Origin of the sequence: Micromonospora sp. CPCC 206171 (assembly GCF_036906755.1) — a bacterium.
GTDB lineage: Bacteria > Actinomycetota > Actinomycetes > Mycobacteriales > Micromonosporaceae > Micromonospora > Micromonospora purpureochromogenes.
In genome coordinates this window covers 78416-99873 of the sequence record NZ_JBAKHT010000012.1, presented here as the reverse complement: position 1 = coordinate 99873, position 21458 = coordinate 78416, and the positions used below count along the sequence as shown (strand labels likewise).

Annotated in this window: 21 protein-coding genes and 10 tRNA genes; 24 read left to right on the top strand and 7 right to left on the bottom strand. The window is 73.4% G+C overall.

Annotated features, from left to right (window positions below; genetic code table 11):
* Nucleotides 1–122: 122 nt before the first annotated feature.
* Nucleotides 123–1460 carry an NADP-specific glutamate dehydrogenase gene (gdhA, locus tag V6U89_RS16155; RefSeq protein WP_179805172.1) on the bottom strand — a complete coding sequence of 446 codons (1338 nt, stop codon included), beginning with the start codon at nucleotides 1458–1460 and terminating at the stop codon, nucleotides 123–125.
* A gap of 116 nt (nucleotides 1461–1576) precedes the next feature.
* Here gdhA and V6U89_RS16150 point away from each other — a divergent pair, with 116 nt between their 5' ends.
* The 4 genes from V6U89_RS16150 to V6U89_RS16135 all read left to right on the top strand — a co-directional run bounded on the left by V6U89_RS16150 (nucleotide 1577) and on the right by V6U89_RS16135 (nucleotide 4469).
* Nucleotides 1577–1885, top strand: coding sequence for a MazG-like family protein (locus V6U89_RS16150; protein ID WP_334571971.1), 309 nt, complete (start codon nucleotides 1577–1579; stop codon nucleotides 1883–1885).
* A gap of 584 nt (nucleotides 1886–2469) precedes the next feature.
* Nucleotides 2470–3066, top strand: a complete 597-nt coding sequence (locus V6U89_RS16145; protein ID WP_334571970.1) for a hypothetical protein — start codon at nucleotides 2470–2472, stop codon at nucleotides 3064–3066.
* A gap of 598 nt (nucleotides 3067–3664) precedes the next feature.
* Nucleotides 3665–4048 (top strand): protein-tyrosine phosphatase family protein, encoded by a 384-nt coding sequence (locus V6U89_RS16140; RefSeq protein WP_334572046.1) that lies wholly within the window; start codon nucleotides 3665–3667, stop codon nucleotides 4046–4048.
* Nucleotides 4049–4235: 187 nt separating this feature from the next.
* A complete protein-coding gene (locus tag V6U89_RS16135; RefSeq protein WP_334571969.1) occupies nucleotides 4236–4469 on the top strand; it encodes a hypothetical protein in 234 nt (77 codons plus the stop codon).
* 18 nt (nucleotides 4470–4487) lie between these two features.
* Here V6U89_RS16135 and V6U89_RS16130 read toward each other — a convergent pair whose 3' ends face one another.
* Nucleotides 4488–6761 (bottom strand): excinuclease ABC subunit UvrA, encoded by a 2274-nt coding sequence (locus V6U89_RS16130; RefSeq protein ID WP_334571968.1) that lies wholly within the window; start codon nucleotides 6759–6761, stop codon nucleotides 4488–4490.
* 117 nt (nucleotides 6762–6878) lie between these two features.
* On the opposite strand from V6U89_RS16130, the gene V6U89_RS16125 reads away from it, so the two are divergent.
* The 5 genes from V6U89_RS16125 (at nucleotide 6879) to V6U89_RS16105 (ending at nucleotide 12040) form a co-directional block, all read left to right on the top strand.
* The gene (locus tag V6U89_RS16125) at nucleotides 6879–7613 is read left to right on the top strand and encodes a MerR family transcriptional regulator (protein ID WP_334571967.1); all 735 of its coding nucleotides are present in this window, start codon (nucleotides 6879–6881) and stop codon (nucleotides 7611–7613) included.
* Between the two features lie 43 nt (nucleotides 7614–7656).
* The gene (locus tag V6U89_RS16120; protein WP_334571966.1) at nucleotides 7657–8904 is read left to right on the top strand and encodes a D-alanyl-D-alanine carboxypeptidase family protein; all 1248 of its coding nucleotides are present in this window, start codon (nucleotides 7657–7659) and stop codon (nucleotides 8902–8904) included.
* A gap of 74 nt (nucleotides 8905–8978) precedes the next feature.
* The gene (locus V6U89_RS16115) at nucleotides 8979–9767 is read left to right on the top strand and encodes a peptidylprolyl isomerase (protein ID WP_334571965.1); all 789 of its coding nucleotides are present in this window, start codon (nucleotides 8979–8981) and stop codon (nucleotides 9765–9767) included.
* 105 nt (nucleotides 9768–9872) lie between these two features.
* The gene (locus tag V6U89_RS16110; RefSeq protein ID WP_334571964.1) at nucleotides 9873–11141 is read left to right on the top strand and encodes a D-alanyl-D-alanine carboxypeptidase family protein; all 1269 of its coding nucleotides are present in this window, start codon (nucleotides 9873–9875) and stop codon (nucleotides 11139–11141) included.
* Nucleotides 11138–12040 (top strand): M15 family metallopeptidase, encoded by a 903-nt coding sequence (locus V6U89_RS16105; RefSeq protein ID WP_334571963.1) that lies wholly within the window; start codon nucleotides 11138–11140, stop codon nucleotides 12038–12040. The genes V6U89_RS16110 and V6U89_RS16105 overlap by 4 nt, the downstream gene beginning before the upstream one ends.
* A gap of 42 nt (nucleotides 12041–12082) precedes the next feature.
* Here V6U89_RS16105 and V6U89_RS16100 read toward each other — a convergent pair whose 3' ends face one another.
* A complete protein-coding gene (locus tag V6U89_RS16100; protein WP_334571962.1) occupies nucleotides 12083–13120 on the bottom strand; it encodes a M36 family metallopeptidase in 1038 nt (345 codons plus the stop codon).
* Nucleotides 13121–13240: 120 nt separating this feature from the next.
* Here V6U89_RS16100 and V6U89_RS16095 point away from each other — a divergent pair, with 120 nt between their 5' ends.
* On the top strand, nucleotides 13241–13741 hold the full coding sequence (locus V6U89_RS16095; RefSeq protein WP_334572045.1) for a DinB family protein: 501 nt from the start codon (nucleotides 13241–13243) through the stop codon (nucleotides 13739–13741).
* A gap of 37 nt (nucleotides 13742–13778) precedes the next feature.
* Here V6U89_RS16095 and V6U89_RS16090 read toward each other — a convergent pair whose 3' ends face one another.
* Together V6U89_RS16090 and V6U89_RS16085 are read right to left on the bottom strand one after the other, a co-directional pair.
* Nucleotides 13779–14600 carry an alpha/beta hydrolase gene (locus tag V6U89_RS16090; protein ID WP_334571961.1) on the bottom strand — a complete coding sequence of 274 codons (822 nt, stop codon included), beginning with the start codon at nucleotides 14598–14600 and terminating at the stop codon, nucleotides 13779–13781.
* A 98-nt stretch (nucleotides 14601–14698) separates the two neighbouring features.
* Complete coding sequence (locus V6U89_RS16085) at nucleotides 14699–15301, bottom strand: TetR/AcrR family transcriptional regulator (protein ID WP_334572044.1); 603 nt, start codon at nucleotides 15299–15301, stop codon at nucleotides 14699–14701.
* 174 nt (nucleotides 15302–15475) lie between these two features.
* Between V6U89_RS16085 and V6U89_RS16080 the strand changes: the two genes are divergently transcribed.
* Entirely contained in the window at nucleotides 15476–16156 is a 681-nt protein-coding gene (locus V6U89_RS16080) for an NADPH-dependent F420 reductase (protein ID WP_334571960.1), read from the top strand.
* A 72-nt stretch (nucleotides 16157–16228) separates the two neighbouring features.
* Nucleotides 16229–16642, top strand: a complete 414-nt coding sequence (locus V6U89_RS16075) for a VOC family protein (RefSeq protein WP_334571959.1) — start codon at nucleotides 16229–16231, stop codon at nucleotides 16640–16642.
* On the opposite strand, the gene V6U89_RS16070 is transcribed toward V6U89_RS16075, so the two are convergent.
* Entirely contained in the window at nucleotides 16612–17253 is a 642-nt protein-coding gene (locus V6U89_RS16070; protein ID WP_334571958.1) for a TetR family transcriptional regulator, read from the bottom strand. The genes V6U89_RS16075 and V6U89_RS16070 overlap by 31 nt on opposite strands.
* Before the next feature lie 87 nt (nucleotides 17254–17340).
* On the opposite strand from V6U89_RS16070, the gene V6U89_RS16065 reads away from it, so the two are divergent.
* On the top strand, nucleotides 17341–18036 hold the full coding sequence (locus V6U89_RS16065; RefSeq protein ID WP_334571957.1) for an NAD(P)-dependent oxidoreductase: 696 nt from the start codon (nucleotides 17341–17343) through the stop codon (nucleotides 18034–18036).
* On the opposite strand, the gene V6U89_RS16060 is transcribed toward V6U89_RS16065, so the two are convergent.
* The gene (locus tag V6U89_RS16060; RefSeq protein WP_334571956.1) at nucleotides 18025–18654 is read right to left on the bottom strand and encodes a DUF6058 family natural product biosynthesis protein; all 630 of its coding nucleotides are present in this window, start codon (nucleotides 18652–18654) and stop codon (nucleotides 18025–18027) included. The genes V6U89_RS16065 and V6U89_RS16060 overlap by 12 nt on opposite strands.
* Nucleotides 18655–19010: 356 nt before the next feature.
* Between V6U89_RS16060 and V6U89_RS16055 the strand changes: the two genes are divergently transcribed.
* The 11 genes from V6U89_RS16055 to V6U89_RS16005 all read left to right on the top strand — a co-directional run bounded on the left by V6U89_RS16055 (nucleotide 19011) and on the right by V6U89_RS16005 (nucleotide 21363).
* Nucleotides 19011–19084, top strand: a tRNA-Trp gene (locus tag V6U89_RS16055).
* A gap of 133 nt (nucleotides 19085–19217) precedes the next feature.
* Nucleotides 19218–19291, top strand: a tRNA-Glu gene (locus V6U89_RS16050).
* Nucleotides 19292–19305: 14 nt separating this feature from the next.
* Nucleotides 19306–19377 (top strand) — tRNA-Gly (locus V6U89_RS16045).
* A gap of 143 nt (nucleotides 19378–19520) precedes the next feature.
* Entirely contained in the window at nucleotides 19521–20720 is a 1200-nt protein-coding gene (locus V6U89_RS16040; RefSeq protein ID WP_334571955.1) for an RtcB family protein, read from the top strand.
* A gap of 39 nt (nucleotides 20721–20759) precedes the next feature.
* Nucleotides 20760–20832: transfer RNA gene (locus V6U89_RS16035), tRNA-Arg, on the top strand.
* Between the two features lie 33 nt (nucleotides 20833–20865).
* Nucleotides 20866–20938: transfer RNA gene (locus V6U89_RS16030), tRNA-Gln, on the top strand.
* Between the two features lie 5 nt (nucleotides 20939–20943).
* Nucleotides 20944–21018, top strand: a tRNA-Leu gene (locus tag V6U89_RS16025).
* 21 nt (nucleotides 21019–21039) lie between these two features.
* Nucleotides 21040–21115 (top strand) — tRNA-Leu (locus tag V6U89_RS16020).
* A gap of 8 nt (nucleotides 21116–21123) precedes the next feature.
* A tRNA-Glu gene (locus V6U89_RS16015) sits at nucleotides 21124–21199 on the top strand.
* A 5-nt stretch (nucleotides 21200–21204) separates the two neighbouring features.
* Nucleotides 21205–21277: transfer RNA gene (locus tag V6U89_RS16010), tRNA-Arg, on the top strand.
* A gap of 15 nt (nucleotides 21278–21292) precedes the next feature.
* A tRNA-Cys gene (locus V6U89_RS16005) sits at nucleotides 21293–21363 on the top strand.
* Nucleotides 21364–21458: the final 95 nt, after the last annotated feature.

Genomic DNA, 21458 nt, shown 5'->3' with positions numbered 1-21458 from the left:
GCGGGACGGTGCCTACCGGCCGGTAGCGTCCTGAAGCTAGGCCCCGCCGTCGAACGCTGTCAATGCCCTCCTGACCGAACGGTCAGCCCATGTGGACTGACCGCCCGGTCAGCGCGGTCGGCTCAGACCAGGCCGTGCGCGAGCATCGCCTCGGCGACCCGGCGGAAGCCGTTGATGTTGGCGCCGGCCACGTAGTCGCCCGGCAGACCGTACTCCTCGGCGGTGGCCCAGCAGCGGGCGTGGATGTCCCGCATGGTCTCCCGCAACCGCTGCTCCGACTGGGCGAACGTCCACGAGTCCCGGCTGGCGTTCTGCTGCATCTCCAGCGCGCTCACCGCCACGCCGCCGGCGTTGGCCGCCTTGCCCGGGGCGAACCGCACCCCGGCCCGACCGAGGATCCGCACCGCCTCCGGGGTGGTCGGCATGTTCGCCCCCTCGACCACCGCCACGCAGCCGCCGGCGACCAGCGCCGCGGCCTCCGCGCCGCCGATCTCGTTCTGCGTCGCGCAGGGCAGGGCCAGGTCGCAGGGCACCTCCCAGACGGTACGGCCGGCGACCGCCACCGCGTGCGGCACGTGCCGCACGTAGTCGTCCAGCCGGACCCGGCGCTGCTCCTTCAGCTCCCGCAGCAGCTCCAGGTCGATGCCCTTCTCGTCCAGCACGTAGCCGTCCGAGTCGGAGCAGGCCACCACCGTCCCGCCGAGCTGGTGCACCTTCTCGATCGCGTACGTCGCCACGTTGCCCGACCCGGAGACCACCACCCGCTTGCCGTCCAGGCTGTCTCCGGTCTGCGCGAGCATCTCCTCGGCGAAGAACACCGCGCCGTACCCGGTCGCCTCGGTGCGCACCTGCGCACCCCCGTACGACAGGCCCTTGCCGGTCAGCACCCCCGACTCGTACCGGTTGGTGATCCGCTTGTACTGCCCGAACAGGTAGCCGATCTCCCGGCTGCCCACCCCGATGTCCCCGGCGGGCACGTCGGTCTGCTCGCCGATGTGCCGGTACAGCTCCGTCATGAAGCTCTGACAGAAGCGCATCACCTCGCGGTCCGAGCGGCCCTTCGGGTCGAAGTCCGCGCCGCCCTTGCCGCCGCCGATCGGCAGGCCGGTCAGCGCGTTCTTGAAGATCTGCTCGAACCCGAGGAACTTGACGATCCCCAGGTAGACCGACGGATGGAAGCGCAGGCCACCCTTGAACGGGCCGAGCGCGCTGTTGAACTCCACCCGGAATCCCCGGTTGACCCGGACCCGGCCGTGGTCGTCCTCCCACGGCACCCGGAAGATGACCTGCCGCTCCGGCTCGCAGATCCGCTCGATGATCCGCGCCCGCGCGTACTCGGGGTGACGGGCCAGGGCGGGGCCGATGCTCTCCAGCACCTCCCGTACCGCCTGGTGGAACTCCGGTTCGCCCGGGTTCCGGCTGACCACACTGGCGAACACCGACTCGACGGCCTCCGGCATGACACCGCACGTCCCTTCCGGTCCAGCTGGCGGCCTCGTCGCCACCACCGGGTCGGCGTCATCCCGCCGACCGTCCCCGGATACGGATCGTCACCCCTGTCCGGTTCACTGATCCGATGGACGAGTCGATCTGGAACGCCGTACGGGCCTCGCGGGGCTGGCTGGACGCCGCCAACGGCACCGGGCAGGCGGAGCTGACCTGCCGCATCCTCAAGCTCACCGAGGAGGCCGGCGAGGCGGCCGGCGCCTGGATCGGCGTGCTCGGCCAGAACCCGCGCAAGGGGGTCACCCACACCCGCGAGGACGTCGCCGCCGAACTCGCCGACGTGGTCTTCACCGCGCTGGTCGCCATCGAGAGCCTCGGCCTGGACGCCCGGTCGGTGGTCGCCGAATGTGTGGCCAAGGTCCGCGCCCGCACCTCCTGAGCCGCCCGCCCCGTCCGGCCCGCGCCGCCCGGCCGCTCGCCGTGTCGGGATGCCCGGTTCCGGCCGGATCAGCGTGCCCGGCTAAGCCGTTCCGGCTGGCCTCTGCGTGCCGGATGTCCGGTTACCGGGTCCCCTGAGCGTGCACGGATGTCCGGGTCTGGGGCAGTCAGTGGCGGCTCGTCCCGTGACCGGGGGCACCCTGGCGGGGGAATGGTGGCCGGGCCGGGGTCGTTACCTCACCTGCACGATCGCAGCAGCAATCCCACTGGCCCGGCCCGAACGCGTGGGCCGGCCCGGGATGCCGGGCGCCGGAATGATTACGGGCCCCGGGTCGTTACATCACCTGGACGATCGCAACAGCACCCCAGCTGGCCTGGCCCGATCGAGTGGCCGGCCCGGGATGCCGGGCCCCGGGAATGATGGTGGGCCGCCGGTCGTTACACATGGACCCGGCGCCGCGAGCCCCGCTCGTGAAGCCTGCCGGAGCGAAGACTTTCCCCTGAACTCTTTGAGCGCCGTCGTGGTGCTTGCGCGTGTCCGACCCCCCTTGGACACGTCGCCAACCCCCGAATGGAGCCATCCTGATGAACACCACCATTCTGCGGAAGAGCGTGCTGGGTATCGCTGGTCTGGCCTTCGCCGGTGGCGTCTTCGCCGGCCCCGTCACCGAGGCCCACGCCAACCCGGTCGACGCCAAGGCCGTCGCCGTAATGCAGGCCGACAAGGCCGACAAGGCCGACAAGAGCAAGCTGATTCCGCACGGTGTGCAGGGCAAGCAGTCCCGCATCGACGTGGGCGACGAGCAGACCGCCAACGTCAAGGCGATCATCGCCGCGACGAAGAAGTCGGGCATGGACGAGCGGGCCGCCGTGGTCTCGATCGCCACCGCTCTGCAGGAGTCGAAGCTGGAGAACCTGGGCCACCTGGGTGATCGCAACGACCACGACTCGCTGGGCCTGTTCCAGCAGCGCCCGTCCAGCGGTTGGGGCAGCCCGAAGCAGATCACCGACCCCGAGTACGCCACCAAGGCGTTCCTCAAGGGCCTCAAGCAGGTCGACGGCTGGCAGGACATGCCGCTGACCGAGGCCGCGCAGACCGTGCAGGTCTCGGCCTACCCCGACGCCTACGCGCAGTGGGAGCGGCAGGCCGCCGACCTGGTCGCCGAGCACTGGAACGGCTGACCGCACGTGAGCGGCACGCTGGCCGGCACCCCGAACCGGGGTGCCGGCCAGTGGCGTCTCCCGCGCGCTCTGCCCGAAGCGGTTCGTGGACATTTGTTGTCGCTCTGGCGACAACAAATGTCCACGATCGCCCAAGCGCGGCGCGGTGGGTGACGCTGCGACGACCCGGGTCGAGATCAGTACGGTGATCGGCGACGTGGCAAGGTGCATGTCGGTCATGGGTGTGGGGGGTGAGGGCCGCGCGGCACCGACAAGCCGCAAGCGGCGGGCCACACCACCGGGGAGCCGGAAGCCCGGGCCGGCGCGCCGGCGGGACGGCCCGGTGACGCGGCCACAGCAGTGGTGGGCGTCACGAAGCCGGGTGGAAGACCCGGAGCGGGTAGCCTGTTGAGTCAGGTGTCGGTGTGTCCAGTGTCCCCGGGCCTCACCTAAATTGCCTTCGCGGAATACCGTTCGGCTGGAGCCGCGTCGTGCCACTCGCCGAGAGGCGACCTGCACACCGACACCCCAAGCGCCGCCCCCGACCCACCAGGGCCGGGGGCGGCGCTGTCTCGTACGCGGCAGAATCACCGGCGTGGACTGGTCCGAGACGACCGGGATGGTCGTACTGCCGAGCGGCGCGACCGTGCGCGGGCGCCGCGTCGGCGATCCCGCCTCGCCCGCCGACTTCGCTCTGCTCCTGGCCCCGGGCCCGGCGCCGGCCTGGCCGCATCGGCGGATCCGGTGGCCCGACTTCTGGCTGCCGCTCGACCGCGCCGACGCCCTCGACGCGCTGGCCGAGGCCCTGCGCCGGGCGCACGACGGCGCGCGGGTCGAGGTGGCGTGCCGCGGCGGTATCGGCCGGACCGGGACGGCGCTCGCCGCCCTGGCGGTCCTGGACGGCCTTCCGCCGGACCGGGCGGTGGGCTGGGTACGCGAGCGGTACCACCCGCGGGCGGTGGAGACGCCCTGGCAGCGGCGCTGGCTGCGCCGGCTGGGATGACGTCGGCGCGTGACCCGGCGGCCGGTGCGCCCGGTGTGGTACTGGTTACCTCGGCGGTTCCCGCAGCTCAGGGCGGGTACTACCCGGCCACGATGATCAGCCGCGCCGCCGGTCGGCGCGGCACCAGGGCCGGCGGCGGGCGACGGTCGCCGTCCCTGGTCGCTCTCCACGCAAGGCAGGTACCACCATGGCCGCAGCCGACCCCCACTACCGGGGTACGCACCGCCGCCCGCTGTCCATTCCCGGTCACCTCGGCCGGGTCACCCTCTCGCTGGCGGTGCTCAGCGTGCTGGCGACGCTCTTCCTGGACGTCTTCCTGGTGACCGCCGCGCTCTCCATGCTGATGGTCGGCCCGGTGGTGCTGGTGGTGCAGCGGTGGCGGGACCGGGCCGGCGTCGAGGAGCCGGTGACCACCGGCTGAGCCGGTCCCGCCGCGACGCTACCCACCGACGTACTCGCGTAGGTGGCGAGCGGTGAGCGTGTCGCCCTGCGCGACCAGCTCCGCGGGGGTGCCGGTGAACACGATCCGGCCGCCGTCGTGCCCGGCCCCGGGGCCGAGGTCGATGATCCAGTCGGCGTGCGCCATCACCGCCTGGTGGTGCTCGATGACGATCACCGTGTTGCCGTCGTCGACGAGCCGGTCCAGCAGGGCCAGCAGCTGGTCGACGTCGGCCAGGTGCAGGCCGGTGGTGGGTTCGTCCAGCACGTACGTGCTCGACTTCTCCGCCATGTGGATGGCCAGCTTCAACCGTTGCCGCTCGCCCCCGGAGAGGGTGGTCAGCGGCTGGCCGAGGCTGAGGTAGCCCAGGCCCACGTCGGCCAGCCGGTCCAGCACGGCGCGGGCCTGGCCGCCGGGGAAGAACTCCCGGGCCTCGGTGACCGACATGGCGAGGACGTCGCTGATGTTCTTCCCGCGCAGCGTGTACGTCAGCACCTCGTCGGTGTAGCGGCGCCCCTCGCAGCTCTCGCAGACCGAGGCGACGCCGGCCATCATCGCCAGGTCGGTGTAGACCAGCCCGATGCCCTTGCAGGTCGGGCAGGCGCCCTCGGAGTTGGCGCTGAACAGGGCCGCCTTGACCCCGTTGGCCTTGGCGAAGGCGGTGCGGATCGGGTCGAGCAGTCCGGTGTAGGTGGCCGGGTTGCTGCGTCGGGAACCCCGGATGGGGGACTGGTCCACCACGACCACCCCGCTCCGGCCCGGCAGCGAGCCGTGGATCAGGGAGCTCTTGCCCGAGCCGGCGACCCCGGTGACCACGGTGAGCACCCCGAGCGGGATGTCGACGTCGACGTCGCGCAGGTTGTGCAGGTCGGCGCCGCGGATCGGCAGCTGCCCGGTCGGACGGCGTACCGGGTGGCGCAGGGTGACCCGGTGGTCGAGGTGGCGTCCGGTGCGGGTGTCGGAGCGGCGCAGGCCGGCGACGTTGCCGGTGTAGCAGATGCGGCCGCCGGCCGACCCGGCGCCGGGCCCGAGGTCGACGACGTGGTCGGCGATCGCGATGGTCTCCGGCTTGTGCTCCACGACCAGCACCGTGTTGCCCTTGTCGCGCAGCCGCAGCAGCAGGTCGTTCATCCGGGCGATGTCGTGCGGGTGCAGCCCGACGGTCGGTTCGTCGAAGACGTACGTCACGTCGGAGAGGCTGGAGCCCAGGTGCCGGACCATCTTCACCCGTTGCGCCTCGCCCCCGGAGAGGGTCGCCGACTCCCGGTCGAGGCTGAGGTAGCCGAGGCCGATCTCCACCAGCGAGTCCAGCGTCTCGCACAGGGTGGCCACCAGCGGAGCCACCGACGGGTCGTCCACGGCGCCGATGAACTCCGCCAGGTCGCTGACCTGCATGGCCGAGCACTCGGCGATGTTCCGCCCGGCGATCCGCGAGGAGAGCGCCGCCGGGTTGAGCCGGGCGCCGCCGCAGTCGGCGCAGGTGGCGAAGGTGACCGCCCGGTCCACGAACGCCCGGACGTGCGGCTGCATCGACTCGCGGTCCTTGGTCAGGTAGAGCCGGCGCACCTTCACCGCCAGCCCCTCGTACGTCCAGTTGTTGCTGCCCACCTTGATCTTCGTGGCCGGCTTGTGCAGGAAGTCCTGCCACTGCTGCGGGGTGTAGTCCTGCACCTTGGCGTCGGGGTCGAACAGGCCGGACCCGACGATGGTCTGCCAGTACCAGGAGTCGACGGCGAAGTTCGGCACCAGGATCGCCCCGTCGTTGAGCGACCGCTCCACGTCGACCATCGCGTGCACGTCGAGGTCGGAGACCCGGCCCAGCCCCTCGCAGGTCGGGCACATCCCCTCGGGGAGGTTGAAGCTGAACGCGCCGGCCGGCCCGACGTGCGGCTGACCCAGCCGGCTGAACACGATCCGCAGCATCGCGTACGCGTCGGTCGCGGTGCCGACCGTCGAGCGGGAGTTGGCGCCCATCCGCTCCTGGTCCACGACGATCGCCGCGCTCAGGTTGCGCAGCGCGTCCACGTCCGGCCGGCTCAGGCTCGGCATGAAGCTCTGCAGGAAGGCGCTGTACGTCTCGTTGATCAGGCGTTGTGACTCGGCGGCGATGGTGCCGAAGACCAGGGACGACTTCCCGGATCCGGAGACCCCGGTGAAGACGGTGAGTCGGCGCTTGGGGATGTCGACCGAGACCCCGGTGAGGTTGTTCTCCCGGGCACCTCGTACCTCGATGACGTCGTGGCTGTCGGCGGCGTTCCGCGCTGGCTGCTCCATGGGTTCGATCGTCTCATTGAAGTTCCTGTGTAATCTTTGACGTCGGTTTCGCGAGTGATGCCGCGCGATGTGGGACGGAAAGTCTCAAACGACGTGGCAGGCGATAGGGTGAACCCCGTGAAGGACGGGCGGTTACGGGTGGTCGATGTCGCGGCCACCGCCGGGATCTCCACCCAGCAGGTGCGCAACTATCTCGACGAGGGAGTCCTGCCACCGGTCGAGCGCACCCCGAGCGGCTACCGGGTGCTCACCGTCGCGCACGTGCGCGCGCTCGCCGTGCTGCGCCGGATGGCCGAGGGGCACGGCTGGGCGCGTACCCGGGAGGTGATGCTCGCGGTCCACCGGGGCGACCTGGCGGCGGCGCTGACGGCGCTGGACGCCGGCCACGCCGAACTGGACCGAGAGCGGACCGAGATCCGCCGGGTCCTCGGTGCCTTCGAGACGGTGGTGGTCAGCCCGCCGGTCGTGGTGCCCGCGCCCCGGCGCGGCGCCCGGATCGGCGAGGTCGCGGACCTGGTCGGCGTCCGCACCTCCCAGCTCCGGCTGTGGGAGGAGCGGGGGTTGCTGCGGCCGGCGCGCGAACCGGGCACGAGCTACCGGCTGTACGACGCGGCGGAGCTGCGCGCCGCGCAGGTGGTGGCGCTGCTGCGCCGGGGCGGCTACCCGTTCGAGATCGTGACGGCGGTCCTCGACGAGATGCGCACCAGCGGCCGGCCCCAGCGGGTGCACGCCGAGCTGGCCCGGCGCGAGCAGGACCTGCACCGGCGCAGCCTGCGGCGGCTGCGCGCCTCGGCCACCCTGTACGACTACCTCGCCGAGATCGGGCTCGCCGGCTCCGGGCTGCCCGGGTGAGGCCTGCCGGGCCCGCCGGCCGGCCTCGGTATGGTGCCTGACCATGAGAGCCCGGGTCCTGGCCGCCGCCACCGTCGCCGTACTCCTCAGCACCGGGACCGCCGTCCCGGTGGACGCCGCGCCGCCGACAGCCCTGGCTCCCGGCGTGACCGCGCCCTGCCCGAAGCTGCCGACGCCGGCGGTGACCCGGCCGCCCCGCCCGACCCCACCGGAACCGGTGCCCGCGCACCGCGCGGTGGGCGGGGAGGCGCTGGCCACCGCCGGCCTGGTCGTGCCGCCCGGCACGCCCGCGCCGCCGCCGGTCACCGCGACCTCCTGGCTGGTCGCGGACCTGGACAGCGGCGCGGTGCTCGGTGGCTGCGGCCCGCACGAGTACGCCACCCCGGCCAGCGTGCAGAAGCTGCTGCTGGCCGCCACCATGCTGCCGAAGCTGGACCCGAAGCAGGTGGCCACGGTGACCCGCGAGGACCTGGACATCGAGCCCGGCAGCTCCGCAGTCGGCCTGCTGGTGGGCGGCCGGTACCCGGTGGAGACGGTCTGGCTCGGGCTGCTGCTCCAGTCCGGCAACGAGGCGGCGAACCTGCTGGCCCGGCTCGGCGCCGGCAGCGCGGAGGCCGGGGTACGGGAGATGAACGCCGAGGCGCGCCGGCTCGGCGCCTTGCAGACCCACGCGGTGACCCCCTCCGGCCTGGACGGCCCCGGCCAGTTCACCAGCGCCTACGACCTGGCGCTGATCGCCCGGGTCTGCTTCGCCAACCCCACCTTCCGGCGGTACGCGCTGACCGAACGCGCCCAGATCCCCGCCCAGCCCGGCCTGCGCAAGGGCGGCTTCCAGATCCAGAACGAGAACCCGCTGATCTACGGCTACCCGGGTGCGCTCGGTGGCAAGACCGGCTTCACCGACCTGGCCCGGCACACCTACGTCGGCGCCGCCGAGCGCAACGGCCGGCGGCTGGTGGTCACCCTGCTGGGCGCCGAACGACGGCCGGTACGGGCCTGGGAGCAGGGCGCCCGGCTGCTCGACTGGGGCTTCTCGCTGCCGCCGGACTCCTCGGTGGGCCGGCTGGTGCAGCCGGGGGAGGTCACCGGGGACGGCGTCGCGGCGACCCCGTCGGCGGGCCCGGACGCCGGAGCGGCCGTGGCCGCCGGCCGGTCGTCCGGTGGCGCCCCGGAGTGGCTCGGCGGGGCGGTGGTCGGCGGCTCGGCCGGGCTGGTCGGGCTGCTCGCCGCGCTGCTGGCGGTCGGGCGACGCCGTCGTCGGCCCCGTCGGCGCGCGGTCCAGTGGGATTGACCGGCGTCGACAACCGGCCGACACCTCCATAGACTCCGGTCTTTCTGGTACCACGAGTCCAGGGAGGACCCCACGTGTCGAGCGAACCCCGACCGCCCGCCACCCCGCCGCGGCTGTCCGTGGCCCCGACGCTGCGCCGCCTCGCCGGCGTGACGCTGGCCTCGGCCGCGCTGGTGGTCGCCGGCGGCACCGCCGCGGTCGCCGCGCCGGGTGCCGACGCGTCCGCGCCGCCGCGGACGACCAACGGGCCGTGCGCGTACACCGAGACGCCCGACGAGCCCGCGGCCCGGCCGGTGCCGTTGCCCCCGGACCCCCGGCGAACGCCGGATCGGGGCACCGTGCGGGTCACCCTGCGCACCAACCAGGGCCCGATCGGGCTGACCCTGGACCGGGAGCAGGCCCCGTGCACCGTGCAGAGCTTCCTGCACCTGGCCCGGCACCGGTTCTACGACCGCACGCCCTGCCACCGGCTGACCGCGTACCCGACGCTCAAGGTGCTCCAGTGCGGTGACCCGTCCGGCACCGGCGAGGGCGGCCCCGGCTACCGGTACGCCGACGAGCTGCCCACCGACCTGCCGCCGGCGCCGACCGACCCGACCGGCGTGCGCCGGCTCTACGCCCGCGGCACCCTGGCCATGGCCAACGCCGGGCCGGACACCAACGGCAGCCAGTTCTTCCTGGTGCAGGCCGACTCGGCGCTGCGCCCCAACTACACGGTCTTCGGCTCGGTCGACGCGGCCGGTCTCGCCACCCTCGACCGGATCGCCGCCGCCGGGATCGCGCCCACCCCGGAGGACCCGGCGCCGGTCGACGGCGCGCCCGCCGAGCCGGTGGAGATCTGCAAGGTCGCCCGGCGGCACTGACCCGGACGCGGCGGGGTCGGGATCCTAGCGGCCCGGCCCCGCCCGCCGGCGGTGATTCCGCGGAAGGGGGGAGCGGACCGCCGCGCCTCACTACCCTGCGACAGAGTGAGAACCACCAGTCGGATCGTCGCCGCCGTCGCCGCCGTCGCCGCCGTCCTGCTGTCGCCGGCCGGCACCCCGGCCGTCGCCGCCCCCGCCCGCACCGCTCCCGACACCACCGGGACCGGCGCCGTCACGACCGGCCCGTGCCCGCCCGTACCGTCGGTGTCCCGGCCGCCCCGGCCGACGCCACCCCGGGCGGACCCGGCGCAGCGGGCCGTCGGCGGGGCCGCCCTGGCCACCCCGGGCCTGGTGACTCCCGCCGGGTCGCCCGCGCCGCCGGCCGTGCCGGCGACCTCCTGGCTGGTCGCGGACCTGGACAGCGGCGCCGTGCTCGGCGGCTGCGGGCCCCACGAGTACGCCACCCCGGCGAGCGTGCAGAAGCTGCTGCTCGCCGCCACCATGCTGCCCCGACTCGACCCCCGGCAGGTCGTCACCATGACCGCCGGGGACCTCGACATCGAACCGGGCAGCTCCGCGGTGGGCCTGGTCGAGGGCGGTCGCTACCGGATCGAGACGATCTGGCTGGGGCTGCTGCTGAAGTCCGGCAACGAGGCGGCCAATGCGCTCGCCCGGCTCGGCGGCGGCCCCGACGGGCAGGCCGGCGGCATCCGGGCGATGAACGCGGAGGCCCACCGCCTGGGCGCGTTGCAGACCCACGCGGTGACCCCGTCCGGGCTGGACGGGCCCGGCCAGTTCACCAGCGCCTACGACCTGGCCCTGATCGCCCGGGCCTGCTTCGCCGACGCCAACTTCCGCCGCTACGACGCCACCCGTGAGGCGGTGGTGCCCGCGCAGCCGGCGCTGCGGGAGAAGGCGTTCCAGATCCAGAACGACAACCAGCTGCTCTACCGCTATCCGGGCGCGCTCGGCGGCAAGACCGGCTACACCGACCTGGCCCGGCACACCTACGTCGGCGCCGCGGAGCGCAACGGGCGGCGGCTGGTGGTGACCCTGCTCGGCGCGGAGGCGACCGACCGGCGCGGCTGGGAGCAGGGCGCCGCGCTGCTGGACTGGGGCTTCGCGCTGCCCCGGGCCGCCGCCGTCGGCCGGCTGGTCCGCCCCGGTGAGCTGGCCGCGCCGCCGCCCACCGCCACCGCCACCCCGCCGCCGCTGGCCGCGGCGGGCGGACCGGCGCGGGTGGACCCGCTCGGACCCCGGTGGGCGCGGCCCGGGCCGCTCGCCGGAGCGGCGCTGCTGCTGCTCGGGGCGACGGTCGTCGGCGCGCTGGCCGGGCGGCGTCGCCGACGAGCGGCCGCGGGACGCCGGGCGTGACCCCCGCCCGGGCCGGCACCCGCGCGGTGACACCCGCGGGCCGGGAGCGGCCCGGCGCGGTGCCGCCGTCCGGCGCGCGGCGGGTCGCCCGGGCGCTGGCCCTGCTGCTGGCGGTGGCGGCGGTCGCCGGCTGCCAGCGACCTCCCGGCCCGGCACCGCGGCCCAGCGCGGTCACGCCGTCGCCGAGCGGCTCACCCGCCCCGGCCGACTTCGTGCTGCTCTCCGAGGTCGACCCGAGCATCACGGTGGACATCCGGTACGCCACCGCGCACAACTTCGTGGGCCGGCCGGTCGACGGCTACCGCGAACCGCTCTGCCTGCTCACCCGCACCGCGGCCGAGGCGTTGCGCCGGGTGCAGGCCGCCGCCCGTGACCAGAGCCGCAGCCTGCGGGTGTACGACTGCTACCGACCCCAGCGGGCGGCCGACGACTTCGTCCGCTGGGCGAAGGACCCCGCCGATGAGAAGACGAAGGCCGAGTTCTATCCCCACGTCGCCAAGTCGAAACTCTTCGACGAGGGCTACATCGGCTCGCCCACCTCGCACAGCAGCGGCAGCACCCTCGACCTGACCCTGGAGCCGGTGCCGGCGTCGCCCGGGGCCCCGTACCGCCCGGGGCAGCCGCTGGTGGCCTGCACCGCGCCGGCCGGTCAACGCTTCGCCGACGGCGGCGTCGACATGGGCACCGGCTTCGACTGCTTCGACCCCCGGGCCCACACCGACGACCCGCGGATCACCGGCACGCCCCGACAGAACCGGCAGTTGCTGCGCCGGCTGATGGAGCAGGCCGGCTTCGTCAACTACGACCGGGAGTGGTGGCACTACCGGTACGCCGACGAGCCGTACCGGGACAGGTACTTCGACTTCCCGGTGGCGGTGTCGTCGCTGCGACCGCGGTGAGCCCGGGCCGGGGCGCCTCGACGGACGCCCCGGCCGGTCGGCTCAGAGGATGCCGCGGGCCTCGAAGGCCGCGCGGGTCGCCGCGGCGGCGAACGCGCCGTGCAGGCGCCCGGCGGCGGCGACGGTGGCCAGCGCCGCGTCCCGGAACGTGGTGTCGGCGGCGAAGTCGAACTGTGCCTCGACGATGGCGGTGCTGGCGCGGCGGTCACCCAGGGCGGCGCGGATGTCCCACAGCGCCGCGGACCAGATCTCGCCGTCGGCGTGCACCTCGCCCTGCACGTCGCCCGGGTAGACCTTCGCCTCGTCGAGCCGACGCAGGCAGTGCGGCGCGGTACGGGTGTAGGAGACCGCGTCCCAGTCGGCCACGCAGGCTTCCGGGGTGCGGGTCGGGGTGCCGGTGGCCCAGCTGGTCACCACCACGGCCAGGTAGTCGGAGAAGCCCTCGCCGATCGAGCCCGACTCCAGTGTGGTGCCGAAGCCCGGCACCTGCCCGTCCTGCACCGAGTGGCCGTACTCGTGGACGATCACCTCGGCGTCCTCGGCGTCGTCGACCCCGCCCTTGCCCAGCGTGATGTTTGCCTTGTCCTCGCGGAAGAACGAGTTGTCGCCGCCGAACTGGTCGATGCGCAGCTCGATCTGCCGCTGGTTGACCGGGCGCAGCGTGCCGCCGAAGCCCAGCGACTGCAGGTACGCCTGGGCCGTGTTCACCCAGTGGTAGCCCATCACCTGCTCGAACTGGTCGGCGTCGCGGTGCCAGGCCGGGTAACCGCCGGCCACGGCGCGGGCGGGCGTGCCGGTCTTGCTCTTGACCACCACGTACCGGCCGGTGAGGGTGCCGGACGAGTCCAGGTTGGTCAGCGTCACCGACCGGTACGCCCCGGCCAGCGCGGCGTAGTCGGCGTCCTTCTGGTCGGTCAGCGACTGGTCGCCGAGCTGCTGCACCGGGTTGGGTGCGAAGACCGTCGCGGTGGCGGTGTGGTCGTAGGGGTCGCCGGCGGCCGAGGCGGTCGTGCCGCCGGCGACCAGCACCGTGGTGACCGCCGAGGCGACCAGCGCGGATCGGGTGAGGTGGGGAGGCATCCCATGATCCCTTCGAGGGCGGATCGATCCGCTGAGACTAGGCTTCCCGCCGACCCCTGCCAACCCTCGACGGCCGGTCACCGCCGTCCCGTCGACCGCGTCCGAGGAGCCCTTGTGGAGATGGAACGGATCGGCCCGCCGCTGCGCGCCGGGGAGCGGGAGACGCTGCGCGCGTTCCTCGACTTCCACCGGGCGACCCTGGTGATGAAGTGCCATGGGCTGTCCGACGAGGAACTGCGGCGTCGGTCCATGCCGCCCTCGACGCTGACCCTGCTCGGCCTGCTGCGGCACATGGCCGAGGTGGAGCGGACCTGGTTCCGGCGGGTGATCGACGCCGAGGACGTGCCGCTGATCTGGTCGGCGACCGGCGACTTCCAGGAGGCGTACGACCCGACCGGCTCGACCGGTGCGGATGCGTTCGAGGTGTGGCAGCGGGAGGTGGAGCACGCCCGCCGGATCGAGCGGGAGGCCGAGTCCCTCGACGTCACCGGGCACCAGGCGCGGTGGGGTGAGGACGTCTCGCTGCGGCTGGTGATGCTGCACATGATCCACGAGTACGCCCGGCACAACGGCCACGCCGACTTCCTCCGCGAGGGCATCGACGGCTCCGTCGGGGCGTGATGGCCCTGCGGCCCCGCCGCCGGTGCGGCGTCCCGGCTCAGTGTCGGGCGCTGCCCGCCGGCGGGGCCTCGGCACCGGTCGGTTCCGCGCCGGGCAGCGGCAGCCAGGCCAGCACGTCGCGGATCTTGTCGTCCCAGTACGCCCAGTCGTGGTCGCCGGGGGAGAAGTCCACAGTGACCGGGACGTCCCGGGCCCGTGCCGCCTCGACGAAGCGGACATTGTCCTCGTGGAGGAAGTCCTCGGTGCCGCAGGCGACGTAGAGCGCCGGCAGGTCGGCGCCGGCCCGGCCGAGCAGCGCCACCGTGTCGTCGTCGCCGCCCGGCACGTCCCGGTCGCCCCAGACGGTGTGCCACACGGCCGGGTCGACCGGCCGGGTCGGATGGTCGCGCCGGCGGGCCACGTCCAGTGCGCCCGAGAGGCTCGCGGCGGCGGCGAACCGGTCCGGTCGGCGCAGCGCCCACTTCACCGCGCCATACCCGCCCATCGACAGGCCGGCGACGAAGGTGTCCTCCCGGCGCTCGGAGAGCCGGAAGAACGATTGGCACACCTGCGGCAACTCCTCGGTGAGGAACGTCCAGTAGCGGTTGCCGTGTTCCTCGTCGGCGTAGAAGCTCCGCCCCGCCTGGGGCATCACCACGGCCAGGCCGAGCGGTGCGACGTACCGCTCGATCGCGGTGCGCCGGGTCCAGATGGTGTCGTCGTCGGTCAGGCCGTGCAGCAGGTAGAGCACCGGCGGATCGCCGGCCGGGGCGGCGCCGGCCATGCCGATCTGCGTCGAGGTGCGCTCCGGTAGGAGCACTGTCATCGACGTCCCCATGCCCAGCGCCTCGGAGAAGAAGTCACAGCGGATCCGCGCCATGGGCGTGGATGCTACGCGCCACCGTCGGCCGTTCCACCGCCGTCGCCCGGCGTGCCGGGCCGTCGGCCCGGTGGCGGTCGGCGCCGCGGTCGGCCCGCTCAGCCGGCTCGACGCGGCGGGCAGGCGGCCGCGACGACGGCCTCGGCGGCGGCGCGGGCCGCCGCCGGCGTGGCGGGGTCGGCGTCGAGCACCCCGGCGGCCAGCCCACCGTCGAGCAGCAGGGTCAGCTGCCGGGCCAGCCGGTCGGGTTGGGCGGCGCCGGCCCGGCGGGCCAGGTCGGTGACCCAGGCCCGGACCACGGCCTTGTGCTCCACGGTGCGGGCGTGCACGTCGCTGCCGGGTGCGCTCTCCGCGGCAGTGTTGATGAAGGCGCAGCCGTGGTACCCCTCCCGCCGGCACGCCGAGCCCAGCGCGTCGAACATTCCGACCAGCTGGTCGCGGGGGTCGTCGCCGGCCTCCCGGGCGGCGGCGCGCAGCGCGCCGAACCAGGCCTGATCCACCTTGTCGAGGTACGCCAGGACGAGGTCGTCCTTGCGCGGGAAGTGCTTGTAGAGGGTCGCCTTGGCCACCCCGGACTCGGCGATCACCGTGTCCACCCCGACGCCGCGCGGGCCGTGGGCGTAGAAGAGCCGGAACGCGGTGTCCAGGATGCGGTCGCGCGCGCCCTGCCGGGGCCCTGTCGTCGGGCCGGTCGCTGCCATCGTCACCACACCTCCGTCGCTGTGGTCAGCCAGCATACCGACTGGTCTGCCCACCCGACCCGGTGTGGTGGGGAATGGCGTATCTTCCCAAGGCCATTGCCGGTAGACAGACCTGTCTGTTAGCTTCGTCAGCGGCCGGATGGACCGGCTTTCCGACGACGGCAGGAGCGCACGATGAAGATCGCGGTACTGGGCACCGGCATGGTCGGGCAGGCCCTGGCGGGACGGCTGGCGCAGCTCGGCCACGAGGTCACGGTCGGCACGAGGGACGTCGCCGCCACCCTCGCCCGCACCGACCCCGACGGCATGGGCAACCCGCCCTACTCCCGGTGGGCGCAGGCCCACCCGCGGGTCGACCTGGCCACCTTCGCCGACGCGGTCGCCGGCGCCGAGCTGGTCGTCAACGCCACCTCCGGCGCGGTATCGCTGGACGCGCTCGCCGCCGCCGGCGCGGAGCACCTGGCCGGCAAGGTGCTGCTCGACATCTCGAACCCGCTCGACTTCTCCCGAGGGTTCCCGCCCAGCCTGTTCGTCTCCGACACCGACTCCCTCGGCGAGCGGATCCAGGCCGCGTACCCCGAGCTGAAGGTGGTGAAGGGCCTCAACACCCTCACCGCCGAGCTGATGGTCGACCCGAAGGCGCTCGCCGGCGGCGAGCACACCGTCTTCGTCGCCGGCAACGACGCGGGCGCCAAGCGGACCGTGACCGGGCTGCTGGAGGGCTTCGGGCACACCGACGTCATCGATCTCGGCGACATCACCGGCGCCCGGGGCGCCGAGATGCTGCTGCCGGTCTGGCTGCGGCTGATGGGCACCCTGAACACCCCGAGGTTCCAATTCAAGATCGTCCGCTGAGCCGGCCCACGGGACCTTCCGCGATGCCTCGTAGCGTTCCTGGCGAGGAACCGATCGAGGAGAGGAACGACCATGCTGCGAGGCATCGCCACCGTCAGCTTCTGGGCCGAGGACCTGCCGGCCGCAAAGACCTGGTACGCCGGCCTGCTCGGCGTCGAGCCCTACTTCGAGCGGGCCGGCGCCGACGGGCGGCCCGGGTACTACGAGTTCCGCCTCGGCGACCACCAGCACGAACTCGGCCTGATCGACAGCCGGTACGCCCCGCCCGGCGCGACGGCCCGCCCGGGCGGGGCGACCGTCCACTGGCACGTCGACGACCTGCCGGCCACCGTGGCCCGGTTGCTGGCGGCCGGCGCCCGCGAGTACGACCCGATCCGGGAGCGCGGTGCCGGATTCGTCACGGCATCCGTGGTGGACCCGTTCGGGAACGTGCTGGGCGTGATGACCAACCCGCACTACCTCGAGATGCTCGCGAAGCGATCCTGATCGACGGGTGAGGGGTGACGGACGGGCGGCCGGAGACGGCCGGACCGGTGCCGGGGCGCCAGCGCCGCGCGCAGTGCCGGACCGAGGATCCGCCGGACGTCGGCGGCGGAAAGGCCGGACGCGGCCGAGAGCGGATGGAGGTACCGCGTGTAGATCAGCCCGCCGATCACGGTGACCGCCGCGGTGGCGCGCTCGGTCGCGTCGGGGCCGCCGAGGAATTCAGCGAGCCGGACCAGCACCTCCCGGTCCAGGTACTCGCGCACCAGGCCGAGGAGTTGGTCGTCCGGCGCCGGCTCGTCCGTGGCGGAGGCGTCGTCCCACAGGGTCACCACCGCCTGCAGCAACCGGTCGGCCAGCCCGGCCGGGTCGCCCGGCAGCGCGTCGGCCAGCGCCCGGGACTGCGCGCAGTGCACCCGCATCACCTCGCCGAACAGGCCCTGCTTGGAACCGAAGTGGTAACTGACCAGGGCCTGGTCGACGGCGGCCGCGGCGGCCACCGCCCGCAGCGTGGTGCCCTGGTAGCCCCGTTCCAGGAACAGCGTCCGGGCCGCCTCCGCGATCCGGGCGCGGGTCGGCGGATTGCCGCGTGGACGTCCTCGGGATTTATTCATCACCGTTGAACATGCCGCCCGGGACCCGCAGTGTCAACGCGTACCGAGCGACCCGGACCGTCCGGGCCTCGGAGGAGGAGTGGACACATGCGCATCGTCGTCATCGGCGCCGGCGGACCCACCGGACGGCAGCTCACCGGGCAGGCCCTCGCCGCCGGCCAGCACGTCACGGCCGTGAGCCGCCGCCCCCGGGGACTGCCCCGGCACGACCACCTCACCGTGGTGGCCGCCGACGCCACCGACCCCGCCGCGATCGAGCCGGCGGTCGCCGGCGCCGACGCCGTGCTCTCCGCGCTCGGCGTCACGCCCAGCCGGAAACCGGTCACCACCTACTCGGCGGCGGCCACCGCCGTCGTCACCGCGATGCGACGGCACGGCGTACGGCGGCTGATGGTGGTCAGCTCCAGCGTGCTGGACCCCGGCTGGCGGCCCAGCAACGCGTTCTTCTTCAACCACGTCCTCGACCCGTACGTCAATCGGGTGCTGGTCCGACAGGTGCACCAGGACATGCGGCGGATGGAGGAGGTGGTCCGGGCCAGCGACCTGGACTGGACCATCGTGCGCCCGTCCGGCCTCTTCGAACATCCCACCGTCACCGACCATCTCGTCGCCGAGGGCAGCGCCGACGGCGTGTTCACCGCCCGGGCCGACCTCGCCGCCGCCATGCTGCGCGAGTTGGACCAGCGGCGCTTCTCCCGCCGGGCGATGGGGGTGGCCACCACCGCCGTGAAGCCCGGCCTCGTCCGGCTCGTCCGCGACGAGGTTCTGCGATCACCCCGCTGAGCCGGTCACGCCGGGTGTGCGCCCGCCGGCCGGCGGGCGGGGAAAGCGCGCCCGCACCGCGTCGACGCAGCTGTCGCGGGAGGTCGGGCCGCCGAAGCGCAGCCGGTCGTAGTCGGTGAAGGCCGGCTCGAGCCGGTCCATCTCGTCCACCAGCGCGTGCAGCCGTCGCGCCCACCCGGTGCCGGGCTCCGGCCGGTCCACCGCCGCGCGGATCGCCGTGGTCAGCTCGTCCTTGCGCCGGATCGTCTCCGGCGTCACCGACCGCAGGCACACGTACCGGCCGCTGAGGTAGGCGTCCCACTCCGCCGCGCCCTCCGCCGGGTCGGCCCAGTGCGCGGTGAACCAGGCCCGCAGCGCCGCCGGCCCGCCCGCCCGGTCCGCCAGCGAGAACAGGTCCGCCGGCACCATCTGCGCGCCGTCCGAGCGCAGGTAGCCCGGCAGCGGCAACCGCCGGTCCAGCATCAGCCGGCGTACGTCGTCGACGTCGCGCCCGTGCGCCGCGCAGAGCTCCTCGAGGACGACGAACTGCGCGTCGACGTACGCGTCGTCGGCGGCCGTCATCGGATGGTCCCCGTTGACCTCCCGGAAGCGCTGCGCCACCTGCTCCGCCAGCCCCATCGACGTCTCCTTCCTCGCCTCGGGCTGCGACGGTAGCGGCGGAATCCTTCGGCAGCCGCCGAACAGTTCTCGGAATATCCGTTGCGGCGGCCCGGAAGCCTCGCCTACCGTCAATGCCGCAACGCCACACCGATCACTCCGGGGAGCCCGCCGTGCAGCAGCAGACCAGCACCGAGACCACGCGGTCCATGCCGCGCGGCGGTGCCATGCTGCCCGCGGGCGAACGAGCCCGGGGCCTGCTCCAGGGCCGGTGTGGTTGGCGGCGAGGGTGGCGGCGCGGATAGCGCCAGCGCGACAGCGCAGCCGCCCACCCCACCGGGGACCGGGCGGCTTTTTCGTCACCCGGCACCCGTCCGAGGGGTGTAGCTCAACCCGGAAGAGCACCGGATTCCAAACCCGACGGTTGCAGGTTCGAGTCCTGTCACCCCTGCCTCATGTCCCGGCACCGCCGGCGACGTCGCTTCTTCTCAACTCCACAGTGGATGGCATGAGTAGAAACCCCGGCCGGCGCCGCGAGCGCGTCGGCCGGGGGTACGACACGGGGTGCGACCAGCACCCCGCACGGGCCGTTGGAGCAAGCTGGCAGCTCACCCGGTTCTCAGCCGGGAGGTTACGGGTTCGAGCCCCGTACGGCCTACGTAGTGACGACACGCGGTTGTGGCGCAGTGGTAGCGCGTCGCCTCGCCATGGCGAAGATCGCCGGTTCGAATCCGGCCAGCCGCTCGGAAACACTCCCATCCCACGGGCTGCGCGCTGGGGCGCAGAGAGGCCTTGCAAGCCACTCCCGCCGGGTTCGATTCCCGGGCGGTCCACGAGCCTTCCGCCGCCCCGCTCGGGGCGGCACCCCCACGACACAGGAGAAGACGATGGCATTCACCCCGCTGCCGGGCACCCGGGCGCCGGTACGGGTCTGGACCGACCCGTACGGCATCGAGCCGCAGGCCGCGCAGCAGCTGCGCAACATCGGCGCGCTGCCCTGGGTGCACGGCGTCGCGGTCATGCCCGACGTGCACTTCGGCAAGGGCGCCACGGTCGGCTCCGTCATCGCGATGCGGCAGGCCGTCTCGCCCGCGGCGGTCGGCGTGGACATCGGCTGCGGGATGTCCGCGGTGCGTACCTCGCTCACCGCGGCCGACCTGCCGGACGACCTGGCGCCGCTGCGCGCGGCGATCGAGGCGGCCGTCCCGGTCGGTTTCGCCAAGCGGGCCGACCCGGTCGACCCGCGCCGGATCCGGGGCCTGGAGCAGGCCGGCTGGGACGCCTTCTGGAAGCGGTTCGGCGAGCTGGACCGCAAGGTGGCGCAGCTGGAGAGCCGGGCCCAGCACCAGCTGGGCACCCTCGGTGGGGGCAACCACTTCATCGAGGTCTGCGTCGAGCAGGGCGGGCCGGACGCCGGCCAGGTCTGGCTGATGCTGCACTCCGGGTCCCGCAACATCGGCAAGGAACTCGCCGAGCGGCACATCGGGGTGGCGCGGAAGCTGCCGCACAACACCGACCTGCCCGACCGCGACCTGGCGGTGTTCCTCGCCGGCACGCCGGAGATGGACGCCTACCGTCGGGACCTCTGGTGGGCGCAGGAGTACGCGCGGCGCAACCGGGCGGTCATGCTGGCGCTGCTCTGCGGCGTGGTCCGGGAGCAGTTCCCGCAGGTCGCCTACGGCGAGCCGATCAGCTGCCACCACAACTACGTGGCGGAGGAGAGCTACGACGGGGTGGACGTGCTGGTGACCCGCAAGGGCGCGATCCGGGCCGGTCGGGGGGACCTGGGCATCATCCCCGGGTCGATGGGCACCGGATCGTACATCGTGCGCGGCAAGGGGAACCCGGACGCGTACTGCTCGGCGTCGCACGGCGCCGGGCGGCGGATGTCGCGGGGGCAGGCGAAGCGGACGTACAGCACCGCCGACCTGGTCCGGCAGACCGCCGGGGTGGAGTGTCGCAAGGACGCCGGGGTGGTCGACGAGATCCCCGGCGCGTACAAGGACATCACCAAGGTGATGGCGCAGCAGGACGACCTGGTCGAGGTGGTGGCGCACCTCAAGCAGGTGGTCTGCGTGAAGGGTTAGGCCACGGCCGGCGCCCCTGGGGGGAGGCGCCGGTCGTACGCCCCGGTGGCGCAGCGGAGAGCGCGCCCGTCTACGAAGCGGGAGAGCCCAGGTTCGAATCCTGGTCGGGGCACGGTCCGTATTCCGTACGCGGGAGCGGAACCCATGCGAGCTGGTGCAACAGGCAGCACGCCCGTCTCTGGAACGGGAGGTTGGAAGTTCGAGTCTTCCGCTCGCAGCACGAGCCCTCGTGGCCCAACTGGCAAGAGGCGGCGGCATGAGGTGCCGCAGGTTCCGCGTTCGAATCGCGGCGAGGGCACGAATGGTGATCAATGGTCAGGCCCGGGTAGCCCAATCAGGCAGGAGGCGCGGTTTTCAGGAAACCGACAGTGTGCGTTCGAATCGCACCCCGGGCACGCGAAATGGCGCGGTGGACGAAGTGGGAGAGTCGCCCGGCTTTCACCCGGGACACGTTGCGGGTTCGAATCCCGTCCGCGCTGCTCATGCTCCCGTGGCGCAGTGGAGAGCGCACCAGGTTCCGAACCTGGGGGTCGCTGGTTCGAATCCAGCCGGGGGCACTGCTCCACCAACCCGACCGAGTGCCCGAGTGGCCAGGGGGCGGTCCGCAAAACCGTACACACGGGTTCAAATCCCGTCTCGGTCTCGACAGCCATCCACTGTGGTCCCCGCCGGAGGACGTGGGTCCAGCCGCTGCTCATAACGGTGGCCCGCTCGGTTCGATCCCGGGTCCGGCGACGA

Excerpts from the sequence above, each read along its gene's own strand:
- V6U89_RS16140 (WP_334572046.1), top strand. The coding sequence starts at position 3,665 with ATGGTCGTACTGCCGAGCGGCGCGACCGTGCGCGGGCGCCGCGTCGGC.
- V6U89_RS16130 (WP_334571968.1), bottom strand. The coding sequence starts at position 6,761 with ATGGAGCAGCCAGCGCGGAACGCCGCCGACAGCCACGACGTCATCGAG.
- V6U89_RS16080 (WP_334571960.1), top strand. The coding sequence starts at position 15,476 with ATGAAGATCGCGGTACTGGGCACCGGCATGGTCGGGCAGGCCCTGGCG.
- V6U89_RS16095 (WP_334572045.1), top strand. The coding sequence starts at position 13,241 with ATGGAACGGATCGGCCCGCCGCTGCGCGCCGGGGAGCGGGAGACGCTG.
- V6U89_RS16065 (WP_334571957.1), top strand. The coding sequence starts at position 17,341 with ATGCGCATCGTCGTCATCGGCGCCGGCGGACCCACCGGACGGCAGCTC.
- V6U89_RS16060 (WP_334571956.1), bottom strand. The coding sequence starts at position 18,654 with ATGGGGCTGGCGGAGCAGGTGGCGCAGCGCTTCCGGGAGGTCAACGGG.
- V6U89_RS16135 (WP_334571969.1), top strand. The coding sequence starts at position 4,236 with ATGGCCGCAGCCGACCCCCACTACCGGGGTACGCACCGCCGCCCGCTG.
- V6U89_RS16070 (WP_334571958.1), bottom strand. The coding sequence starts at position 17,253 with ATGAATAAATCCCGAGGACGTCCACGCGGCAATCCGCCGACCCGCGCC.
- V6U89_RS16085 (WP_334572044.1), bottom strand. The coding sequence starts at position 15,301 with ATGGCAGCGACCGGCCCGACGACAGGGCCCCGGCAGGGCGCGCGCGAC.
- V6U89_RS16150 (WP_334571971.1), top strand. The coding sequence starts at position 1,577 with ATGGACGAGTCGATCTGGAACGCCGTACGGGCCTCGCGGGGCTGGCTG.
- V6U89_RS16090 (WP_334571961.1), bottom strand. The coding sequence starts at position 14,600 with ATGGCGCGGATCCGCTGTGACTTCTTCTCCGAGGCGCTGGGCATGGGG.
- V6U89_RS16145 (WP_334571970.1), top strand. The coding sequence starts at position 2,470 with ATGAACACCACCATTCTGCGGAAGAGCGTGCTGGGTATCGCTGGTCTG.
- V6U89_RS16100 (WP_334571962.1), bottom strand. The coding sequence starts at position 13,120 with ATGCCTCCCCACCTCACCCGATCCGCGCTGGTCGCCTCGGCGGTCACC.
- V6U89_RS16120 (WP_334571966.1), top strand. The coding sequence starts at position 7,657 with ATGAGAGCCCGGGTCCTGGCCGCCGCCACCGTCGCCGTACTCCTCAGC.
- V6U89_RS16075 (WP_334571959.1), top strand. The coding sequence starts at position 16,229 with ATGCTGCGAGGCATCGCCACCGTCAGCTTCTGGGCCGAGGACCTGCCG.
- gdhA (WP_179805172.1), bottom strand. The coding sequence starts at position 1,460 with ATGCCGGAGGCCGTCGAGTCGGTGTTCGCCAGTGTGGTCAGCCGGAAC.
- V6U89_RS16040 (WP_334571955.1), top strand. The coding sequence starts at position 19,521 with ATGGCATTCACCCCGCTGCCGGGCACCCGGGCGCCGGTACGGGTCTGG.